This window comes from Maridesulfovibrio sp. (assembly GCF_963677005.1).
In the GTDB taxonomy this organism is placed as follows: Bacteria; Desulfobacterota; Desulfovibrionia; order Desulfovibrionales; family Desulfovibrionaceae; genus Maridesulfovibrio.
Genome location: NZ_OY781616.1, coordinates 2,208,414 through 2,228,459 on the forward strand (window position 1 = coordinate 2,208,414; position 20,046 = coordinate 2,228,459).

Annotated in this window: 15 protein-coding genes; 5 read left to right on the forward strand and 10 right to left on the reverse strand. The window is 50.8% G+C overall.

Annotation, left to right across the window (positions count from 1 at the left end):
* Positions 1-15 precede the first annotated feature (15 nt).
* The gene (locus ACKU4E_RS09830) at positions 16-3,933 is read right to left on the reverse strand and encodes a class I adenylate cyclase (protein ID WP_320170898.1); all 3,918 of its coding nucleotides are present in this window, start codon (positions 3,931-3,933) and stop codon (positions 16-18) included.
* 89 nt (positions 3,934-4,022) lie between these two features.
* On the reverse strand, positions 4,023-5,435 hold the full coding sequence (gene rlmD, locus ACKU4E_RS09835) for a 23S rRNA (uracil(1939)-C(5))-methyltransferase RlmD (protein WP_320170899.1): 1,413 nt from the start codon (positions 5,433-5,435) through the stop codon (positions 4,023-4,025).
* Between the two features lie 71 nt (positions 5,436-5,506).
* On the opposite strand from rlmD, the gene ACKU4E_RS09840 reads away from it, so the two are divergent.
* Complete coding sequence (locus ACKU4E_RS09840) at positions 5,507-5,782, forward strand: hypothetical protein (RefSeq protein ID WP_320170900.1); 276 nt, start codon at positions 5,507-5,509, stop codon at positions 5,780-5,782.
* A gap of 79 nt (positions 5,783-5,861) precedes the next feature.
* Positions 5,862-6,611, forward strand: a complete 750-nt coding sequence (locus ACKU4E_RS09845) for a septal ring lytic transglycosylase RlpA family protein (RefSeq protein WP_320170901.1) — start codon at positions 5,862-5,864, stop codon at positions 6,609-6,611.
* 19 nt (positions 6,612-6,630) lie between these two features.
* On the opposite strand, the gene pbpC is transcribed toward ACKU4E_RS09845, so the two are convergent.
* Positions 6,631-8,964 (reverse strand): penicillin-binding protein 1C, encoded by a 2,334-nt coding sequence (gene pbpC / locus ACKU4E_RS09850; protein ID WP_320170902.1) that lies wholly within the window; start codon positions 8,962-8,964, stop codon positions 6,631-6,633.
* A 17-nt stretch (positions 8,965-8,981) separates the two neighbouring features.
* Positions 8,982-9,476 carry an FxsA family protein gene (locus ACKU4E_RS09855; protein ID WP_320170903.1) on the reverse strand — a complete coding sequence of 165 codons (495 nt, stop codon included), beginning with the start codon at positions 9,474-9,476 and terminating at the stop codon, positions 8,982-8,984.
* 626 nt (positions 9,477-10,102) lie between these two features.
* Between ACKU4E_RS09855 and ACKU4E_RS09860 the strand changes: the two genes are divergently transcribed.
* Positions 10,103-11,296 (forward strand): hypothetical protein, encoded by a 1,194-nt coding sequence (locus tag ACKU4E_RS09860; RefSeq protein ID WP_320170904.1) that lies wholly within the window; start codon positions 10,103-10,105, stop codon positions 11,294-11,296.
* Between the two features lie 5 nt (positions 11,297-11,301).
* On the opposite strand, the gene ACKU4E_RS09865 is transcribed toward ACKU4E_RS09860, so the two are convergent.
* The 5 genes from ACKU4E_RS09865 to ACKU4E_RS09885 form a co-directional block, all read right to left on the reverse strand.
* Entirely contained in the window at positions 11,302-12,024 is a 723-nt protein-coding gene (locus ACKU4E_RS09865; protein ID WP_320170905.1) for a sulfite exporter TauE/SafE family protein, read from the reverse strand.
* 52 nt (positions 12,025-12,076) lie between these two features.
* Complete coding sequence (locus ACKU4E_RS09870; RefSeq protein ID WP_320170906.1) at positions 12,077-12,250, reverse strand: hypothetical protein; 174 nt, start codon at positions 12,248-12,250, stop codon at positions 12,077-12,079.
* A gap of 100 nt (positions 12,251-12,350) precedes the next feature.
* Entirely contained in the window at positions 12,351-13,880 is a 1,530-nt protein-coding gene (locus ACKU4E_RS09875) for a 30S ribosomal protein S1 (protein ID WP_320170907.1), read from the reverse strand.
* A 103-nt stretch (positions 13,881-13,983) separates the two neighbouring features.
* Positions 13,984-14,751, reverse strand: coding sequence for an acyl-CoA dehydratase activase (locus ACKU4E_RS09880; RefSeq protein WP_320170908.1), 768 nt, complete (start codon positions 14,749-14,751; stop codon positions 13,984-13,986).
* Between the two features lie 224 nt (positions 14,752-14,975).
* Positions 14,976-16,253 (reverse strand): double-cubane-cluster-containing anaerobic reductase, encoded by a 1,278-nt coding sequence (locus ACKU4E_RS09885; protein ID WP_320170909.1) that lies wholly within the window; start codon positions 16,251-16,253, stop codon positions 14,976-14,978.
* 291 nt (positions 16,254-16,544) lie between these two features.
* Between ACKU4E_RS09885 and ACKU4E_RS09890 the strand changes: the two genes are divergently transcribed.
* The gene (locus ACKU4E_RS09890) at positions 16,545-18,119 is read left to right on the forward strand and encodes a SidJ-related pseudokinase (protein ID WP_320170910.1); all 1,575 of its coding nucleotides are present in this window, start codon (positions 16,545-16,547) and stop codon (positions 18,117-18,119) included.
* 5 nt (positions 18,120-18,124) lie between these two features.
* Here ACKU4E_RS09890 and ACKU4E_RS09895 read toward each other — a convergent pair whose 3' ends face one another.
* Entirely contained in the window at positions 18,125-19,135 is a 1,011-nt protein-coding gene (locus ACKU4E_RS09895; protein WP_320170911.1) for an HD domain-containing phosphohydrolase, read from the reverse strand.
* Between the two features lie 422 nt (positions 19,136-19,557).
* Here ACKU4E_RS09895 and mraZ point away from each other — a divergent pair, with 422 nt between their 5' ends.
* Complete coding sequence (mraZ, locus tag ACKU4E_RS09900) at positions 19,558-20,007, forward strand: division/cell wall cluster transcriptional repressor MraZ (RefSeq protein WP_320170912.1); 450 nt, start codon at positions 19,558-19,560, stop codon at positions 20,005-20,007.
* Positions 20,008-20,046 lie beyond the last annotated feature (39 nt).

Genomic DNA, 20,046 nt, shown 5'->3' on the forward strand with positions numbered 1-20,046 from the left:
CACGATTTCAGCACGTCAGTTTACAGGAATCTTGAGGAACGGACAGACTGAACTCTGCGGGACAAACTGCCCCATCTTCACCGGCCCGGTACAGATTTCCGGCATCTCGCTGCGCAGGAACGCTTCCGGCGTCTCTATCAAGGCCGTGGTTATATCCAGTTTTCTGCAGAAGACCTCTCCCCAGTTGGTGCCGTAAACCAGATGCACCTCCCTGACCTTCTTATCCTCTCTCGGCGAACAGAAATTCAGTATGAAAAAGGCCCGCACCACCTGCTCCGGATTAAGGGCTTCCTCCACCGGGGTTTTGAACACCTCCTTGAGAGGAAAAAACTGCTCCAGACTATCAAACAACCCGATCAGTTCCCTGTCCCTTACCGGTGCGGACGTCATATCCGTGCGCATTTTCATATCATTGTGATACAGGCCGTTAAGAACTACCCACACCAGCATGGAAACAAGGTCCCGGCCGGACTCGATAGGAATATGGCTCACCCTTGTCCCGGATTCATCCGGATATTCTCCCTGCAGTTCCCAGACCGCTCCCTTGCTTCTGGTCACGATCAAGGTATCAAAAAAAGTTGTGCGTGATCCGGGGAGAGAGATGCGCTCAACTTTATGTCTGCGTTTGGCAAAATTTGAAAAAATAACCCTGCCGAGCCGTGTCAGGTCCTCCGGGGTTATAGCCGATCCGGCCTGAGCGTCCTGTCCTTCGCGGACCTTCATATAGGTCTTGATCATGAACTGGTTGATTCTATCTCCGAGCGCCACGACAGACCTGAAATCAGATAATCCCTTGAATCCCTTTATGTGCCCGGGGCTGTCCTTGCCTGCCAGTCCGGAGGCAAATTCGATTATTTCCCTTTCCTCCGGACATGCGGGGATTGCATCGAGTTCCTCTTTTCCGAGCAGCCCGCACTTCAGACGCAGAGCCATGGCCGTCAGCCAGGTGTACTCCGGGGCGCCCCTTGATGCATAAAAATCAGCCAGATCTCGATAAAGCAGCATGTAGGGGTCTACCCGCCTCAACCGACGCATTCCGTTAAGGAGATTCCTTTTTATACTCTCGCAGAGAAGCGGACGGCCTTCTCCTGAAATATACATTTCCAGCAGCCCGAACTTCATTATGGATTTGAAGGGACTCTTCACCCCTTTTACTATCTGCCACAGGGATGCTCCGAAAAATTCTCTGGCCGGAATATGGGGAACATTGCCGAGATCCACAAAATAATCCCGCCCGCACAAGGCCGCGACCTTTTTGGAAGCATCGGCATAAGCGGTATCGTCCGCCTCCGGGGGAGTGAACCACCAGAGCGGCGGTGTTCCGGCTATAAGCAGGGCTGTGCGGTAAAACTCCTCCTTAAGGAGGGCGCTCTGCGCCGATCCGGAACTTTCCTCATCACTCAGCCCGAACCTGTTTTCACGCACCTCACGGACATCCATAACGAAAAAATGCACCTCAAGACCGAAATCCCTATCCGCCCAGTCTTCGATAGCCCGCAGTTTGAACTGCAACCGCTCCCGGCTGTCCCCCCTGCTGCCGGAAAAATCACAGCAGACCCAGCAGTCCAGGTCCGAATCAGGGGATTGCGCAATTGTCCCCGTACTTCCTATGGACATAAGAGCCTCCACCGGAACAAAGCCCCCGGTCGGGCTCTCCACTTTCACATCCCCGAAAAGTCTGCTCAGAGAATTAAAAACATCAAGATCCGGATAATACCCTTTAACCTTGGAGGAAGCGCAAAGCTCCTCCATACCACCGGCCTTTTCAAAGACAGTTGTGTGCAGCAGGGCAGGAAGAATTTTTACAAACTCGGCACATTTCCGATTCATCCTTGTGCCGGACCACGCCAGTCGTCGATTATTGTTCTCGGAAAAGCAGCCGTGAGCCCGCTGAATGTCTTTCAAGGCAAACCAGAGTCTTACGGCCTTGTACTGCACGGCCTGCCGGTACTGATCAGCCTCACCGCTCCCTTTTACTTTTTTCTTGAGCCTTTCCCGTACTCCCAGTCTCTCGGCCAGAGTTCTGTTAACAGCCTTCAGCAGTTCGGAATTACCCGTTTTAATATTTAAAGCCTTCATTCCGAATGTTGAACACTCATCAAACCTTACGCTCCAGGCCTCTCCGGAAAGGAAAAAGGACTCCGTGAAATCGCTGTTACCGAAATATATTCCTTTGAGATCCGACCTGTAAAATCGGACATCCCGCAAGTCCGCCACATCAAAACTGCAGCAGTGAACTCTGGTCCGGCAGAAAAAAGCTCCGGGGGCGGCAACAAACTGAAATGAACATTTTTCCATAACAGCCATGCAGAACGTGGCCGAATCAAAGTGAGAGCACCGGAAACGAACGGACTCAAACCTGCATTCATAAAACAAGGCCCCGTGCATGGAACTGGCGCTGAAAGAACAGTTCTGGAAAACGCATCCCGAATAAGAGGCACCAGAAAATGTACACGCTTCAAAGGAACAGTTGAGGAAACTGCACTTTTCCATGAACGATGATCTGAAATCGCAGGCGGCAAAGGAACAGTTACGAAAAACAATTTCCCTGCCCCTATTCTTCCAGCGGTTGAGCTTATGAATCTCCTGATTGGTTATCTGCCCGCCGGTGTAGATATCCTGAATACCGTCGTCTCCATCTTCCTCCTTGCCGAAAAAACTGCTGATTCCGCTGTTGCTCTTTTTTTTCATTATGTTCAGAACAATGGGCGCGCCTACCCGGATAAAATCCTCTCCCGGCATTATCAGCCCTTCACCCATTTCCGGTTGCGGGGGTTCCGGCAGTGCTTCGCGGTCAAGAATTTCCTTCAATTCCTGATAAAGTGTGTTCTTTTTTTTGCTGCGTGATTTTTTAAGGACAGAAGAAAGGATGGCACCGAAGCAATGAGGGTCTTCATCGGAAAGAGTTGAAAAAACGGTGGAAACAACAGGAAGATGAAATTCCTTGGGAATGGAATTCATGAACTGGGCAAAATTCTTGGAGCTGAGCAGAGGAATCCTGTTAACAAGTTCGGCTCTTGTCTGGGTTGATTCATTGAATATACGTGAAAAAATCCTCCCTCTGCGCTTGCCGCCGAACTTGGCGATAACATCCATGGCTGCCCTGGCCAGGAAAATGGAAGGAGACATGGCCAGGGGAACTATCTGCTTCAGAGTCCTGTCGTCCAGCTCATCGGCCAGTCTTTCCACAGCCTCAAGGACCTTTCTCATAATCACCGGGTCCATGGTGCGCAGATGAAAGGCCACATCCAGAATCAGTTCCTTTTCCGGATACGAAGGCATGTTCTCTGCGCAGGTACTTATCTCGTCCAATGATTCAGGTGAATTGAGACTCCTGCGGCAGCCTGTGCCGAAATTGCCCCGCATGAAACTTTCCAGCGATGTAAAGGTAAGCTGCCCCTTGCGGGTTCCGTTCTCCCGGAAAAAGGAAGCCGCCTCTCTCAATTCCATGGACGAGGCCTTCTTCAATACCGAACGCGCAAATTCGACCCTTTTGGCTGCAGGCTCCGGATCAAGAGCGACCATCCTGTCGGCAACAGCTATGGATACAGGGGCGGGAGTCTTATCAAACCATTTCTGTACACTGGAAAAAGTCAAAAGCCTGTTGCAAAGCAAATACGCTGCCATTGTCCTGCCGCAGACTCCCATGCGGGAAAGGACATCAAGACAGATATCCGGGACAGAATCCTCTTCTTCCGAAGAATAGAGGGAATTAAGTCCTTCAGCTTCATCAGTTTCAAGTGATTTCAGGGCCATGCCGTAAAGCAGAACAGCATACCTGCCTGACCATGAAACATCCCCGGAACTTTCCGAGGCACCGGTCCTTTCTTCGATTTTTGCGCGCAACTCCTTGAGCTGCCTGACCTCGGGAGGGTACAGGTTCAGTCTGCGCAACTCTCTGAGCAATGTGTCCTGGGTTTTCTGTGCTGCCATAAAACATTTTTCCGGCACGAAACCTAAGGCCCGTGCCGGGTTGATAGCGATTAAAATTTATCCTGATCCCATACCCCGTTAATACCCTGTCAATTGTTGCAGTTTTCCTCTGATCTCGTCAACAAAGCTATACATTCAACATGGGAGGTATGCGGAAACATATCCACAGCGGAAAAACAATCGAGATCATAGTTATCCGACATGGCAAGAACGTCACGAGCCAGTGTGGCCGGATTGCAGGAGATATAGAGCACCTTTGCCGGGCCGATCTGCAGAATCCTCTGCAAAGCATTTCCCGGAACTCCATTGCGCGGAGGGTCCACGACAACGATATCAGGGACCGGCATATTACTCGGGAAATCCTCTTTTCTGGCAAGGTTGCCGACCATATACTCCGCATTTTCAACCCCGTTTATCCCGGCGTTATCTCGCGCGGAAAGGACAGTCTCCTGTGAAGCCTCTATTCCGATAACCTTTTGCACATCCCGGGCCATAAACAGCCCTATCCCGCCGGAACCGCAAAAAAGGTCGTAAACAACATCTCCGGGCACGGGAGAAGCAAGCTCCAGGCTGCGCCTGAACAGAATTTCCGCACCGGCCGAATTAGTCTGGAAAAATGAATTCGGGCTGATCCGGTAATTAATGCCTACCCCATCGGCACGGAAAAGCTGCTCGGTAATAAAAGGTTTTCCGGAAAGACTCACCTGCTGTTCGCCGGTAGCCAGATCAGCGCGCCCCCTGCGGGTTGAATGGGCAAAACTCGCCAACTGCGGGACATGCTCGAAAAGCTCTTTCTCAAGCCCGGCGACATGTTCATGGGATTCAGCCGGAGCAGTAATCAGGTGCACCATGATTTCTCCGGTCGCGCGGGCCACGCGGACAACCAGCTTACGCCAGTATCCGCCCTTGCCGTGCATGTACGCCCCGACTCCGGTCTTCGCGCAATACGCACGGACCAGTCCGGGAATCCCGGCGCATGATTCCGGCAGAAGAGGGCAACGGGGTACGTTCAGAACTTCGGTTTCCGAGCCTGTTTTCTTGAATCCCAGTTGCAGTGAAGGACCTTGCCCGGAAAAAGAAAAATCAAGCTTGTTTCTATATCCGAAAGTTTCCGGTGAAGCTATGGCCGGCTTGCCCATTCCCGGAGTCTCCGGTGAAACCCTGCCTATGCGCTGCAGAGTTTCGCTGACCTGACGGCCTTTCCAGTACAACTGAGCATCGTAGGTCATATCCTGATGGCTGCAACCTCCGCAATCGCCGAAAAGAGGACAGGAAGGTTCACACTCCGACTCGGAATTTCTCAGCACATCCAGTCTGCGGGCTTCGGCGAACCTTTTTTTCAGCCCGGTAATTTCGCAGCGGACTTTCTGGCCGGGAACAGCCCTGTCCACGAAGACGGCCAGTCCGTCATGCCGGGCAATCCCTTTACCGCCGAAAACCAGCGATTCAATCTCACACTCTATTACACTTCCCGGCTGAAGCGGGCCGCTGTATTTACTCATAATTGACAGTTCTCCTTTTGACGCTATATCTTCCGCCGATGATTGGCAAAGCAACAGCGCTGGAATCGGTATTGCGGAAACTTGGCAAGCTTCCCGTGGGGCACTGCATAGACCTGCGTACATATAAACGCAACCGTTCTCTTCTGATACTGAATACAGGCAACGGATGCTTCCGAATCCACCAGAACGGTTATGAAAATGCAATCCATGAAGCTGCTCCTGAATCCATTCGGAAAATTTTAAAGACATTATTCAAAAAGGAATTCCCGCGCAGCAATAAGATACGCATATATGAACTTGGACAATTCACGGACAGCATGCTCGACAGAGAGATGAAAAAGCTGTGACCGTCTTGTCTTGCAAGAAAATTAAAAAGTGCATAATGGTATCATGCCTGATACTTACTATACACGGCAGGAGAAATAAATGACCAGACTTGTTTTCCTTATGCAGTTGGCAGTTTTTCTGATCCTCGCGGTTGGTTCCGCCCAGGCACAGGAGACGGAAACCGTTCCATCTGCCAATGCCTCGAACGCTTCGGCTGTTGCCCAGCCCGCTCCCCCGGTCATTCAGGCCGACTATAAGGAAGAGGGCATAGCCTCATGGTACGGAGAAAAATTTCACGGAAAGGTCACCGCATCCGGTGAACCGTACGACATGGATAAACTCACTGCCGCCCACAACTACCTTCCGCTTGGCGTAAAGGTGACCGTTACCAACCTCGACAACAATAAAAGTGTTGATGTGGTCATAAATGACCGCGGCCCATTTGTTCCGGACAGAATAATAGACCTCTCCCGTGCTGCCGCAAGGGAGCTTGATATCGTTGATTCCGGCAAAGCCAGAGTCCGCATCGAACCCTATCGTCCGGCACCGGCAGCACTGCCTGCCGAAACTGCAGCACCTGCGGCACCCGTTATACACAAGCTCTACGGAGCGTTCTACATTCAGGCCGGAGCCTACAAGGTCAAAGACAACGCAGAAAGACTCATCAAAAGACTGAACAAAGCAGGATTCAGCAACACGCGCATAGTCCGGATAGTCACTGACAGTGCCCAGATTTTCAAAGTTCAGGTAGGCATGTACAAGACTCTTGCCGATGCCCGCAAGGCCCACGGACAGATGGGTCCCGGATTTCCCGGAACGTTCATACTGGCCGATGTTATACAGGATTAAGCGGGACAGCCTCCCCCCCTTAACGAACCTCGAAAACAAGCGAATCGGACCGCCCGGAATCATCGGTAACAGAAATGCGGTGGTTTCCCGGCCCTATTTCAGCAAAAAGACGTTCTTCCGCCTTTCCCTTGCAGATCAATCTTCCGTCCAGAAACCAATACAGGATTCCGCAGTCCGGACCGGCCTCCGCCTTCAGGGCAATTTTCTGAAAGCTCAAAGGCGTATCACCACGCAGTAGATACGGAGTGTTGGCCGCAGGTGAAATGATATGCGGAGCCGTGCCGGCCGGGATAAGGTCGCAGTCCGGGGCCATGGGCGGCATCTGCGGGACTTCAAGATTGTTTTCCCTGCGCCAGTGGGCAAGGTTGGGTGGTATTGTTCGGATTATTTTCCGCTTGATGCCCGGCCTGTCCAGACATTCACCGGACAGGCGATACCCGGTCCGGCCGTCCACAAAAATCTGTCGGCACTGGTCGCATGGATGAAGCACGGTTTTGCCGGACAGTATCCTCATACGGACCCGTTCCCCGCAAAAAGGTCCGGGCAGTTGATGGCTGTGGGCACAGACCTCCACTTCCGATATTCCGGCCCCTTCCGGCGGAGCAGGAAGCTTTCCTCCCGGCGCGGCCAGCCGCAGCAGATCAAAAAGCAGCGGACCCGCATGAACGGCACCGGATATCCCCTTGCGCGGCCTGCCGTCAGGGTTGCCCACCCAGACTCCGACAGCATAATCTCCCGAAATTCCAACCGCCCAGGCATCGCGATGCCCGAAAGATGTTCCGGTCTTCCATCCGGCCTCAGGCCTGTCGCGGGTCAGCATCCAGGTATCGTTCATATCCGGCCTCGTGACCGATGAAAGCATATCCAGCACCAGCCAGGACGCTTCCGGTGACAGCAACTGCACGGGAGTCGGACCATTACCGGAAACCAGTTTCAGAGGTCTATATCTCCCTCTGTCCCCCAGGCAGGCATAAAGATCGGTAAGATCGGTAAGCCGCACTTCGCAACCGCCCAGAGCAAGCGGCAGTCCGTATTGCGCCGCAGTTCTGTCCAGAGAACTCAAGCCCCCTTTACGCAACAGGACCAGAAAATCTTCCACGCCCGCCAGAGCCAGAGTATTCACGGCTGGAACGTTCAATGATTTCGCCAGAGCCTGCCGGACTGTGACCTGTCCGCTCCAGGTGCGATCATAATTTTCCGGCGAATATCCGGAATAATCCACCGGAACATCATACAGAAAAGTATCCGGGACCATTTTACCCCGATCAAAGGCCAGCGCATACAGAAAAGGCTTCAGCGTGGAGCCCGGCGAACGCAGTGTTTCGGTCAGATTGATGGCTCCACCGTATCCGGTTTCAAAAAAATCAGCCGAACCGACCAGAGCTCGAATCTCGCGGGTGGGAATGTGGATGATGACGCAGGCGGCATTGTCTATATCCTGCGTACGCAAACGGGCAACGTGCGCCCGGAGCTTTTCCGCAGCGGCCTGCTGCAAAGCGGAATCGAGAGTTGTGTCTATTTCAGGCACCCGTCCTTCCCGCCTTACGGCCATACGGCAGAAATGGGGCGCTTTCAGGGGAACCGGGGTAATCCTGTCCGGCAGCGGGAGTCTGATGTTTCTTTCCACCTCTTCTGCCGGAAACTCTCCCTTTTGCGCCAACTGGCGCATGACCTTGTTGCGACCGGCCAGCGCCTGTGCAGGATTACGCAGAGGATCATAATAGACAGGACCGCGGGGAAGAGTTGTCAGCAGAGCCGATTCGCCCAATGACAGAGTCTTGGCGTCGTGTCCGAAGTAAAAATGAGAAGCCGCGGCAACGCCTTCGATATTACCCCCGAACGGCAGCATGTTCAGATATATTTCCAGCAGTTCGTCATTGCTGTGGTGCAGTTTAAGCTGTACGGCCCGGAATGCCTCGATGATTTTTGCGAAAAAGGTTCTCTGCCGGGGGGCTGCCATTCTGGCAATCTGCATCGGGATGGTCGAACCGCCGGACACCACCCGACCAGCAGCAATATTGGAGACGGCTGCACGCAAAACGGAAAAAGGATTTACCCCCGGATGATATTCGAACCAGCTGTCCTCGGAAGCTATGAGGGCCTTCTTAAAAACCGGCGAGACGTCCGCAAGCGATGTCCTCATACGCCGGGCGCCGTCCGGCGGCAGAAAAATACGCAGAACCTCGCCGTTTCTGTCCTTCACCACCGTGGCTACAGGCTTGTGAAGACTCTGCTCCGGAAACGGGCAGGCGAAATCCAGCACAAAAAAAACGGCGACAAGGAAGAAAACAATCCCCGCCGCCACTGCCATTTTCTTTGCGCCGCCCTTAAGCACGCAATTCCTCCCGCTCATGATTCAGTCACAGTAAATCACTGCAAAGGTTTATCGTCTTTATCTTCCGGTTCAATGTCGATCACGCCGTCAATTTCCTTGTGTGACTGATCCCGGTTGGTCCAGGCGGTGAACTCGGTATTATGATAAGCGACATGGACGTTCGGCTTTTTCATCATTTCCTCAAGCTGCACCCTGAGCCAGCGCTTAAAATATCCACGGGTGAACGGGAAAAGCAGCAGTAGACCGAAAACATCGGTAATGAAACCGGGAGTAAGCAGCACAAGCCCGGCCACAAAAATTATCACGGCGTCCAGAATATCTTCGGCGGGCATTACGCCTCTGTTGAGATTCTCCTGCACTTTCTGCATGGTCGCCGCACCTTGCGAACGGGCCAGCCAGGCTCCGACAAAAGCGGTCAGCAGACACAGTGCTATGGCGTTGAGAGTGCCGATTCTGGACCCTATCTGCACCAGCAGGTAAAGGTCGAAAAGGGGTACCACTACAAGGGCGATAAAAATTTTTGCAAACATTAAAAAATAAACTCCGTGCGTTGTTTCATTGCTGGACGTTCTGGAAGATAGTCCAGTATCTTTTTATATTAATATGAATTTATTTGATAAATTTGGTCGTTGGGACATTACTTCGATATTTTCAAATATTTTTGAGGGAAACGGTTCCACGATTATTATCGGAGTACTCTAGGGGGAAAATGGAAAATTTGCGATGATTATTTGAGATATAGGAGTAAAGGTGAGCGAGACACTGGTCGCGTTGCGTATGGGGCATGTATCGGATTCCTAATTCTGGTGCCGCAGGTTCGATTCCTGCTGGGGTCAACATCTAGTACAAAACCAGTATAATATTAACGTGTTAACTCATTATTTAGGTTAACCCGTTTCTGCGTTTATTTGCGGTTTTTTTGGGGTGCTGCCAACCTTTGGTGCCAACCGGGGTTGGATAAGTAACATTGTGGTTGTTATTATAATTCAGTTGTTCGAGTAGAATTCTTCCTCCAGTTTTTGGTGTATAGGACCTTGTTTATTATTCCTTTTTAGTATGTTGATTGAAATTGTTATTTTGGGTATCTCATTTAAAAGGTTGATAACCGATGAATTCATAGAAGTATAACATTAAAATTTTATATAGTTGTGTTCTTATGACTCTTGAAGAATTAGTTCCTAAAATTATGCAATTTACTAATGCAGATGGCAATCAACGAGCTGCAATTATTAACAGTCTTGCCAAGAATAGAGTCAATCTAAGTGAGTCTCAGTTAATTTCTCTGTCATCTCGAAAAGAAGGTTTTATTCGGCGTACTTTGGGACTGACAGTGAAGCCTCCCGTATCTTTACGAGTCATACATGCTAATAACATAGCGGAAATTGTTGTTGAAGCTGATGCTATGCATTTAGTTGATAATTTTGTAGATAAACTATTGAAGAATAAATATTCAGAAAGTGATTATGACAAAATCAGGAGTGTTATTGAGAGCAGGATTGAGACAAACATCCCTGTGCATGTTTTTAATATATTCATTAACCGGAAAATTGCTGAAAAGAAAATAGAAGTTATAAACACAATTTCCAAAGACAAATATGGACGTGTTAATTTGGAGTCACTTGTTAGAACCGTTTTCGGCCAAGGCGGTATGTGTAACCGTGCTTCAATTTTAGATTTATTAAAAAATAATGCTTTGGTTGCATCCGAACAAGAAGCATATTCGCTAATTTTTAAAGAAAAAAAGAGGGTAAATAATAAACTATTTGAACTAGAGTTAGAAGATGTCGAAGGTGCTGAAGCGGATAGTTTAGAAGACTATCGCAATATGCTAGAAAAAATAAGCAAAATTCTAGACAAGAATATTTCACAAGATAAAAACAAATTTACTTCTGCTAGCTTGTCAACAGAATCTGCAGAATCTAAGACAAATATGTTTATTTTTAGTACTGACGATTCGTCTGTGTCTCACATCAATTATTCTGATACTCCTCATCAAACGAAGCATTCATCGGCTAGTAATTGTCAAGTAGGCAAGTCATCAAGCTGGGAAACTTTGTATAATGGTGAGCTATCATTGCCTGTTACTTATTGGGTTTTTGGAATTGTCCCAAGTTTAATTATTAATGCACTTTCTAAAACGATTATTCTGAATGTCTCTTATGGTGCCTATCTGTTTTTTATGCTAGCATCGGCAACTTATACGTATTTTATTGGTGTAGGAACTTGGAGAAGTGCTACGAAGTATAATGGGCCTAGATTTTGGGCTATTTTAGCCAAGATATCAGTCTGTTGCTGGTTTATTTCTTGTGCATTAACACTGTTTATTGTTCTTCAAAGTTTATCGAATTAAAAGACTCAAACGTTCTGGAATATAAGCATCAACCCCATGAAGACAAGCAGGGTCATGACCATTCTCTTGTAAAAATCTTCCGGAATGCGACCGGAAATCCTGTTGCCCAGATAAGTCCCTGCAACAATGGGCAGCGCCGAAACCAGAAACAGCTTGAACACATACATGGTCGTCATTCCGCTCACCAGATGTCCGAATGCGGCCATGGCTCCGGCAAACAGAAAGAACCCGACCAGGGTGGCCCTGAAGGTATCCCGGTCATATCCGCGCATGGTGAGGAAAATTATGGTCGGCGGTCCACCGGCGCTTATGGCCGAATTTATGGCCCCGGTCAGGAACCCGGCCGGATATCCCCATCTGTCTCCCAGACGCAGCCTTGCTGATTTTCCCCGCAGTGAATACAGGGCAAAGCCGGTAACCAGTAACCCTAGCATCAAACGCAAGGTATAGCCGTCTACTTCCTTCAGGATAAGGGTCCCGAAAATGACTCCGGGCACACATCCCGCCACCAGCGGCATTATCCGCCGGAATTCAAGGCTGTCGCGCAGCTTGTAAGCCATATTCATATTGATAAAAACTCCGCACATGGTGCAGGCAGGGACAGCTACCTTGATGTCGACCACGTAGGCCAGAAGGGGCATGGCGATAAGGGCGGCGCCGAACCCGGTTATTCCCTGCAGGAATCCGGCGGCAAAAAAAATGACAGGAACAGCGGCAAAGGGAGACATGGCAAATCCTTTTTCAGGATTGAACTTCCGCGCCGAAAGGCGGGAACGAAGACTATTTTTTGCGCAGGGTGAGGAGGACCCTCTCGCCGGGAACAGCTTCTTCGGAAATGATTTCCGAATTCCTGACCCGCGCAATGGTCCTGATTTTGGACAGCTGGTCCGGTGTGGCCTCCACCTGGACGGTCATACCGGACTGCAGGGACTGAAGACGTGAACTCGTCTTCAAAAAGCCCGATCAGCAGTCTTCCCAGCAGAGGATTTTTTCATTGCTGTTCATGGCAGAACCGAAAAGGCCGGACTCCCATCGGAAGCCCGGCCATGCAATCTTATTTCTTGTTTTTCAAGGCTTCCTGAAGCTTATCACCGAGCAGACCGCCGAATCCGCCGGTATCGCCGGAGGAAACGGTTTTGGGGGCCGCTTTGCGGGGGGCCTGCTTCCTGGGTGCCGCCGATTTTCTGGGAGCTTCGGCCTTGGCGAACTTTTTCCATTCGCCGTCATCATCACTCTTGACGGCCTCTCCGGCAGTAAGGGTCACCTTGCGATCAACGGTGTTGATTTCCTCAATGGAAACAGCGACTTTATCTCCGGGCTTGAGTGCTTCAAGCTCGGCCTGTTTGCCGGAACGGCTGATGCGGGACATAGGCAGCAGACCGGTCACTCCGGGAGCAAGGTTGATGAAAATACCGAACTCAGCCCGGTTTTCAACAGTACCCTCAACTTCCTGGCCGACTTTGAAGCTGTCTGCAACATCAAGCCAGGGGTCTCCGGCCGCGTCCTTCATGGAAAGACTGATGCGGCGTTTCACAGGATCAATATCCTTGATCATCACTGCAACTTCCTGACCGGGCTCGACTTCATCCTCAACCTTGTGGACTCGCTTGGTGTAGCTCATCTCGGAGATATGAACCAGACCTTCAATGCCGGGAGCGATCTCCACAAAGGCACCGAAATCAGCACAGCGGACAACCTTGCCAGTAATCTTGTCTCCGGCATTGAACTTTCCTTCCGCCTCATCCCAGGGGTCAGCCTGAAGCTGCTTGAGGGAAAGGCCTATTTTGAGGCCCTTTCCATCCTGACGGGGCTCAATGGAAAGCACACGAACGGTAACCTGATCTCCGGGCTGGACTATATCTTCGGGTTTCACGGTACGGGACCAACTGAGTTCGGAGACATGGACCATGCCTTCAACGCCGGGAGCAAGCTCCACGAATGCGCCGAAAGGCATGAGTTTGGTCACTCTGCCCTCAAGAACCGCATCGGGCTTTACATCCTGTACAAACTGTTCGCGAACTTTTTCCTGCTCCTGTTCCAGAAGAACTCTGCGGGAAACAACGATATTGCGACCGTTTTCTTCGAACTTGATGATCTGAAAATTGTGCACGGTGCCCACAAAGCTTTCTGCATCCTCAACAAAAGAGGTGTCGATCTGGCTTACGGGGCAGAACACCTTGCGGTGCATCATGGTGATCCGGAAACCGCCCTTGCATGTTTCGGCAACTTTTCCTTCCACCGGGACTCTGTTTTCATATGCTTCACGCAGCATATTCAGTCCACCGGCGCCGGACATGGCTTTGGAAAGGACGATTTCGTTGTTGTTCATGGAGATAACGTAAAGTTCTACGCTGTCTCCTTCTTTAACGGTCAGTTCACCTTCCTCTCCGGTCAGTTCATCACGGTCCACAACCCCGTCAACCTTGGACCCGGTGTCGATAAACACGGAATCCTTGGTTATGGAAATTACGGTTCCCTTGATCTGGTCTCCGACCTGAAGATTGTCGTTTGATTCAGACTGGAAGGCTTCAAACAGTTCGGCAAAGCTCTCTTCGCCATTGGTTTCCAAGTTTTTCTCGGACATGCTCTTGTTTCTCCTGGAGGGCAAATTGGTCCCGGCAGGGTGAATTTTATGGTGCCGGGGGACATTGGGAACCTAACGGGAAAAGAAGCAATTTTCAAACGATTTATTCAACTATTTTTTGCTGCGAAAACCCGAAAACAGCGGCCCCGAGAGCCCCGGTGAAATCCGGTTCGTCAGGAATAAGCGGCTCCACCTTCAAAGATTCTTTCAACATACTGACAACACAGGTATTATTGGCCACACCACCTGCAAAAACAAGCGGTTCGGAAAGTCCCACCCGGCCCAGCATATTCACTGTGCGCCTCACAATTGAACCGTGAAGCCCCAGAGCAATATCCCTCGGATTCTTCCCCTGAGCCATCAAAGAAGTGGCCTCGGTTTCCGCAAAAACCGTACACATACTATTGATCTGAAGCGGTTCATCCCCCTCAAGAGCGTATGCCCCGAACTCCTCAATGGGAATCTGAAATACAGTGGCCAGATGTTCGAGAAACTTGCCCGTTCCGGCAGCGCAACGGTCATTCATTTCGAACTTGGCAACACGCCCGCCGCCCAGCAGAGCAATGGCCTTGGTATCCTGGCCGCCGATATCGAGAACCGTGCGGGCTTCCGGGAAAAGTCTTGAAACGCCCAGAGCATAAGCCTTGATCTCGGTAAGGGATACACATTCTGCCCCGGTAAGCTCTTCCGTGACCAGCTTGCGCCCGTAACCGGTGGCGGAAATGAGTTTTACATCCACCCCGTCCAGAATTTTCGATATCTGCGAAGCCGGGTCAAAGGTCGTGGGCAGTCTGCGTTTAACAGCAACCTCACCACCGCTCAGAACAACAAGCTCCATTGAACGTGAGCCAATATCAATTCCTGCGATCATTTGTATATCCTTGGATTGTGGCACATGGGAAAATTAAGATGGGCCTTTGGAATCCCTAATAGTTTAACGTTATTATTTAATTACGTTTTGTCACACGAAGAGGCGAAGCCATATTAACAAAGTTTAGGATTCTTAAACCCTTTTCAAAGGGTTTAAGGCCCCCGGCGGGGCTGCCAGGGGCGAAATTAAATTTTCAAAAGCGCGAAGCGCACCAATCCTGCTCTTTACGAAATCATTTCGACAAAGGCTTCCACTCTTGTCTTGAGCTGTTCAACATCCTCCATGCTGTAATCGGTCTCAATCGCCAGCATGGGCAGGTCTGCATCAGCAAGGACTTTTTCAACTTTGAAAGCCTCGTGCGTGTAGGGCTGACAGAACATGAGCGAATAGTGGATAACCCCGTCAACTTTCGTTTCTTCGGCCAGTTTTTTAATGTTGTCCAGTCGTTCGGTATTGGGGGTGAAACAGGCGCAGTCAATTTTCATGTAGCGATCGCAGATGGCATCAATCATTTCTTCCACGGTTTCGCCGGATTCATCGACCAGATCGCGGGTGTTGCGAGTTCCGATACAGGACTCCTCGGCAACAACCACCGCACCGGAACTTTCCACTATGTAGGGCAGCTTCCAGTTGGGCACGGCCATGGGACAGCCGGAAAGCATGAGACGCGGAGTATTTTCGGGAACAATTCCTTCATTCGCGGCTATGCGTTCCTCAATCTGGTCGCAAAGAGCGTTGACGGAATTGGTGAAGCGGACCGGATCGTCATAAAAACTGACCTGGTTGATGAGCAGGACGTCACGGCCGGAAATGGGAGTCGGCACGGCGGCACGCAGGGTATTGAGACGCTGCAGGGCACGGCGCTTATCATTAACCGTCTTAACGGCTTTCTTCAGGGACTCGGCGGTGATCTTTTTCCCGGTAAGTTTTTCGAGCTCGTCTTTCAAACGCAGCACTTCGGCCTTCCAGAGTTCGCGATCTGATGCGTCCTTGCGCTGGGGAACTTCCATTACATACATGGGAGCCATTTCGGCAAAAGCCTCGTAGGCTTTCTTCTTGCCGTCACAGGTGGTCTCGCCGATGATCAGGTCACAGGATTCGGTATAGGGACAGATCTTGGCCATTTTGAAACCGATAAAGGATTTTATCAGGGCACAGGTGTTGCGGGGCACAACTGTTTCCGCGGCTTCGGTTCCGGCATCGGCTCCGGCACAAAGACCCACCTGAACCGCGTCCACGGCCAGGGAAAGCTCTTCGGGGACAAATACGCAGAACGTACCGACTATCTTGCGGCCTTCGGCCTTTGCATCCATGAGTTCCTTGATGCGCAGCCCGTGAACTTCGGAAAGCACAAAGTCCAGATATTCCATACCCTGCAGGCGACCCTGCTGGCTCATGTAAATATCGCCGTAAAACTTGCCCAGAACTTCAAGCAGCCCGTCGTGAGCAGCGATATCAAGGTTGAGGTTCTCCCACATTTCTTTGTAACCGGATTCAGACATCTCAGGATCTCCCTTTCTGTGTACGCTAAAGATTTTCGGGTCAAACTGTGTAAAATTAATCGCACGAAGCGAGTACGGCAAATCGAATTAACCTATTATAGTAGACTGAAACACTCTCTATTTCTGATAGCTGATCCCGAACACTGGCCTAATCGGCAGCATTGGTATAATTGAAAGCCCGAAAAACATTGAAACAGACTGCCGGTAATTTTCATGGGACAGTACCATTGCCGAAAGATGGGCATAGATTAATTCCCACGCCAACCGGACCAGACTACGACGAGGATTGATTTGAACAAGTCGGAAGCCGCTTTTTATACTGAAGGACTCAATCCGGGCCGGGAATTCAGCGCAGTCTATATGAACATGCGCAACCTGCGTTCTCTCCTTGAGAAATCACCTGACTCTGCGGACGATAAAACCGTACATGCTGTTTGGGACATACTGATAGGGGAACGCTTCAGCGACCAGCGCATGTCTCAGCTTCTCTACCGGGAATGCGCCAGAGCGCTCGCCGCAGTCGGCAAAGGATCAACGGACAGAAATCTTTCGCACAAGACACTCCGGCTTCAGGTTCAGGCGGCTTCATCCTGCAACAAATACCCTTCCATTGAAGCCTCCGGCGGTCTGGGGGGCCTGCCCTTTGAAACTGCTCTGCCGCAATCTCCGGAGCCCTTTTCCGGATTTGCCCCGTCCGTTGACTGGAATAATCTCCTGAAAGCTGCCGGAGCGGTAGGTGAACCAATTTTTTCAGGACGCAGCGCGATTATAAAGGCCGAGGGAGAAAACCGTATTTTCGCGGTGAAGATTCTCAGAAAATCGGAAACTCCGGAAGGACTTCATCTTGAAGGGCGCTGGATGGAGCGTCTTCAGAGTGAAGCGGAAAAATGCGGAGTCCGCTTCGACTGCCCACACCCTTACACCATAGCCGGGCACGTGGTGTTCAGGCTTACAAACCTGCCCGCCGATAGGCCGGGCAACCTGCACGAGCAGGCATACGCCATGGCCTACCACGCCCACAGCGATTATTTCATCTATCCGAATGACGACCGTGAGGGCAGGCGCTGCGAGGCCCCGGAACTGCTGGAAATAATGAGCCGCAATGCCTTTATCCTCGGACATCTGGCCGGAAAGGGCATCGTCCATGAGGCCCCCATCCCGCTTTTCCACAACCGGGTGCAGGCCACCCGCAGGACGGATCAGGGAGTCTACGAATGGCACCGGTTCGGAAGGCTGGACCGCTGGCTGGACTCGTGCCGCTACCCCAACTTCGGGCTGTCGGGACTTCGCGACTTTGAACATATGAAGGTAATGCAGCCGGGACGGGATTCATTTTACCGGGCCGTCGGCTCCCACTTCATCTCCATTCTGCTGGTACTTGGCAGTTGGTTCCGGGCTAAAAATCCAACACTCTGCGGTCTGGATGAAGGGGGAAATCCGATCGACGCCCGCCATCTGTTCGATGCAGCACTGTTCGAACAGGCCGTATCGGAATGCTTCGGCAGCTATTATCTGGGGTTCACCGGCAGCGTCTACAAAGGAGAGATAGATCTGCGCATCGGGAAACTGGTAGCTATAATGATTGATGAAATGGGCGTGGACCGCCACATGTTCGAATTCATGCGCGTCGTTGACCAGGACCTGCTGGAAGAAAATGAATTTCGCAGCTATCTTATTAAATGCGGTATGGACCCGGAAAAAGCCAGGGCCATGGAAAAAGGACAGGAAGATATCCCTCTGGTAACCGGGCCGCACCTTGGAGATTTCAACAGCACCATTTCATTGCCGGAAATTGTAACATGGTCGGCCATGGCTGCCGGATGCTGCATTGCCGGCAGAGCACTCGGGGAACGCTGGAAAGCCTAGGACCGCTACTTTAAAGTCAGCGCCCAGGACTGAATGCCTCGGGTGATTTCAGGATCGTAACCTTTATCCTGTGCAATCAATGCCGCGGCTTTTTTAGGATCAATGGCTTCGGCATTGGGACGCTTTGTTATCATGGCGCAATAGGAATCCACCGCTGCGATCAGTCTTCCTATGCTGCTTATGTCCCTGCCCGATTTCTTTTGCGGATATCCCTTTCCGGTCAACCGCTCATGATGCTCCATGACGCAGGCTTCTATTTCCTTGTATTTCAAATCCAGCTTGCCGAGCATTTCAAATCCCAGCATGGGATGTTTATCTATTTTGGACCGCTCATCGGTGGTAAGAGGCTTGGGCTTCTCCCGGATGAAAATCGGAATCTTGGTCATACCCAGATCATGGAAGAAGAGCCCGGCAGTCAATCTGTTGAAATGGTTGCGGGTAACCTCGCCCTTTGCAAAGGAATCGGACTTCTGATGAATGAACATATTCAATCCCAGAATTCCGCAGTTGACGCTGTGCCTGGCAAGGGAGTGCTCCTTGTGCAGTCTTCTGGCAAGGGCCTTTATGCGGTAGGGATCATTCCAGAGGTATTCCGTCAGGACCATCAGATCGGACCAGACCTTCTCCTTTACCACCGGAACCGGCTGATCGAAGAATTCGCCCAGACGCATGGTCAGGGCTTCCAGAAAAATATCGGCTATCTCCCGTTCCTTGAGGTTCCTGTCCACAAGCACAAGATCCAGCTGATAGGCAATGTGTTTGACATATACAGGATGGTCTTTACGGGAGACAAAAATAAGCCCCTCCTTGACGAGTTCGGCAAGCATATCGATGCGTTCCTTGCTCAGCCTCTCGCCAACCTTGTAATATGGGGCCACCCGCCCGACATCCTCCTTGAATATAAAAATATCCAAGGGAGGTCTGAACTTGTTGAAGCTCTGAAGAATATCGGAGCTTATCTGGTAGAATTCCTCGTTCAGGCCCTCCGGGACATCCATTCTGGCTTTTGCACTCATACTTGTTCACACCCCGATATAAAACAGCTTTAAGATATGCCCGCCCCGTCCAGAACAGGAGCGAGGCTGTTGATGTAACCCGGAAACACGACACTTCCGTAACAGATTCAGGTCAGTATGGGAACACCGTGTTCCCCAGCCTATAGCATTCATATGCAGATACGTGAAGACTCTCCGACACGGGATTATTTATTTAATTATTTTTTTAAAAATTTTCTAAATACTTTTTCATGCACTCTTCAGCTTTTCTAACCTCTGCATATATAAGCTGTTAGGGCTCTGAACGCGCACGAATCCTCACAAAAAGGGAACAGAAAGTACACATCCATTTACCGATGGGGTCTTGACTTTTTCCCCATTATACAACACAGGTGGTGAGACGGGGGGAAGTGGTGGTAGAACTGTGTGACTAGGTGGGAAAGATGAAATTCAGAGGTCACTCTCACAGAAGCATGGATGCCAAAGGCAGACTGATGCTCACACCGGAGTTTCGCGATCAGGTATACGCGGACTCTCCGGACGGTTGCGTGACCCTGACTATTTTCGAGGGAAACATCGTTGGTTTCACTCCCCCGGACTGGGCAATCCTTGAAGAAAAACTGACCGGTATCAAAAATCCGACCCGGCAGCTCAGAAATTTCATCCGTATCATCATTTCAGGCTCAGAAGCAGTTGTCCTTGATAAACAAGGACGCATCACCATCCCTTCCCATTTGAGGAAAAGCGGCAAGCTGGACAAGGACGTGGTTCTTGCCGGCGTCGGAGACAGATTCGAGATCTGGGACAAGCGGGAATACGAAGCCCTGCTTGAACAGGATTTTGACGATGTTTCCGCTGAACTGGCTGAATGCGGAGTAGAACTCCCCTTCTAGCGCAGACGCTTTACCTTCCCGCATTACAAGATTCATTCG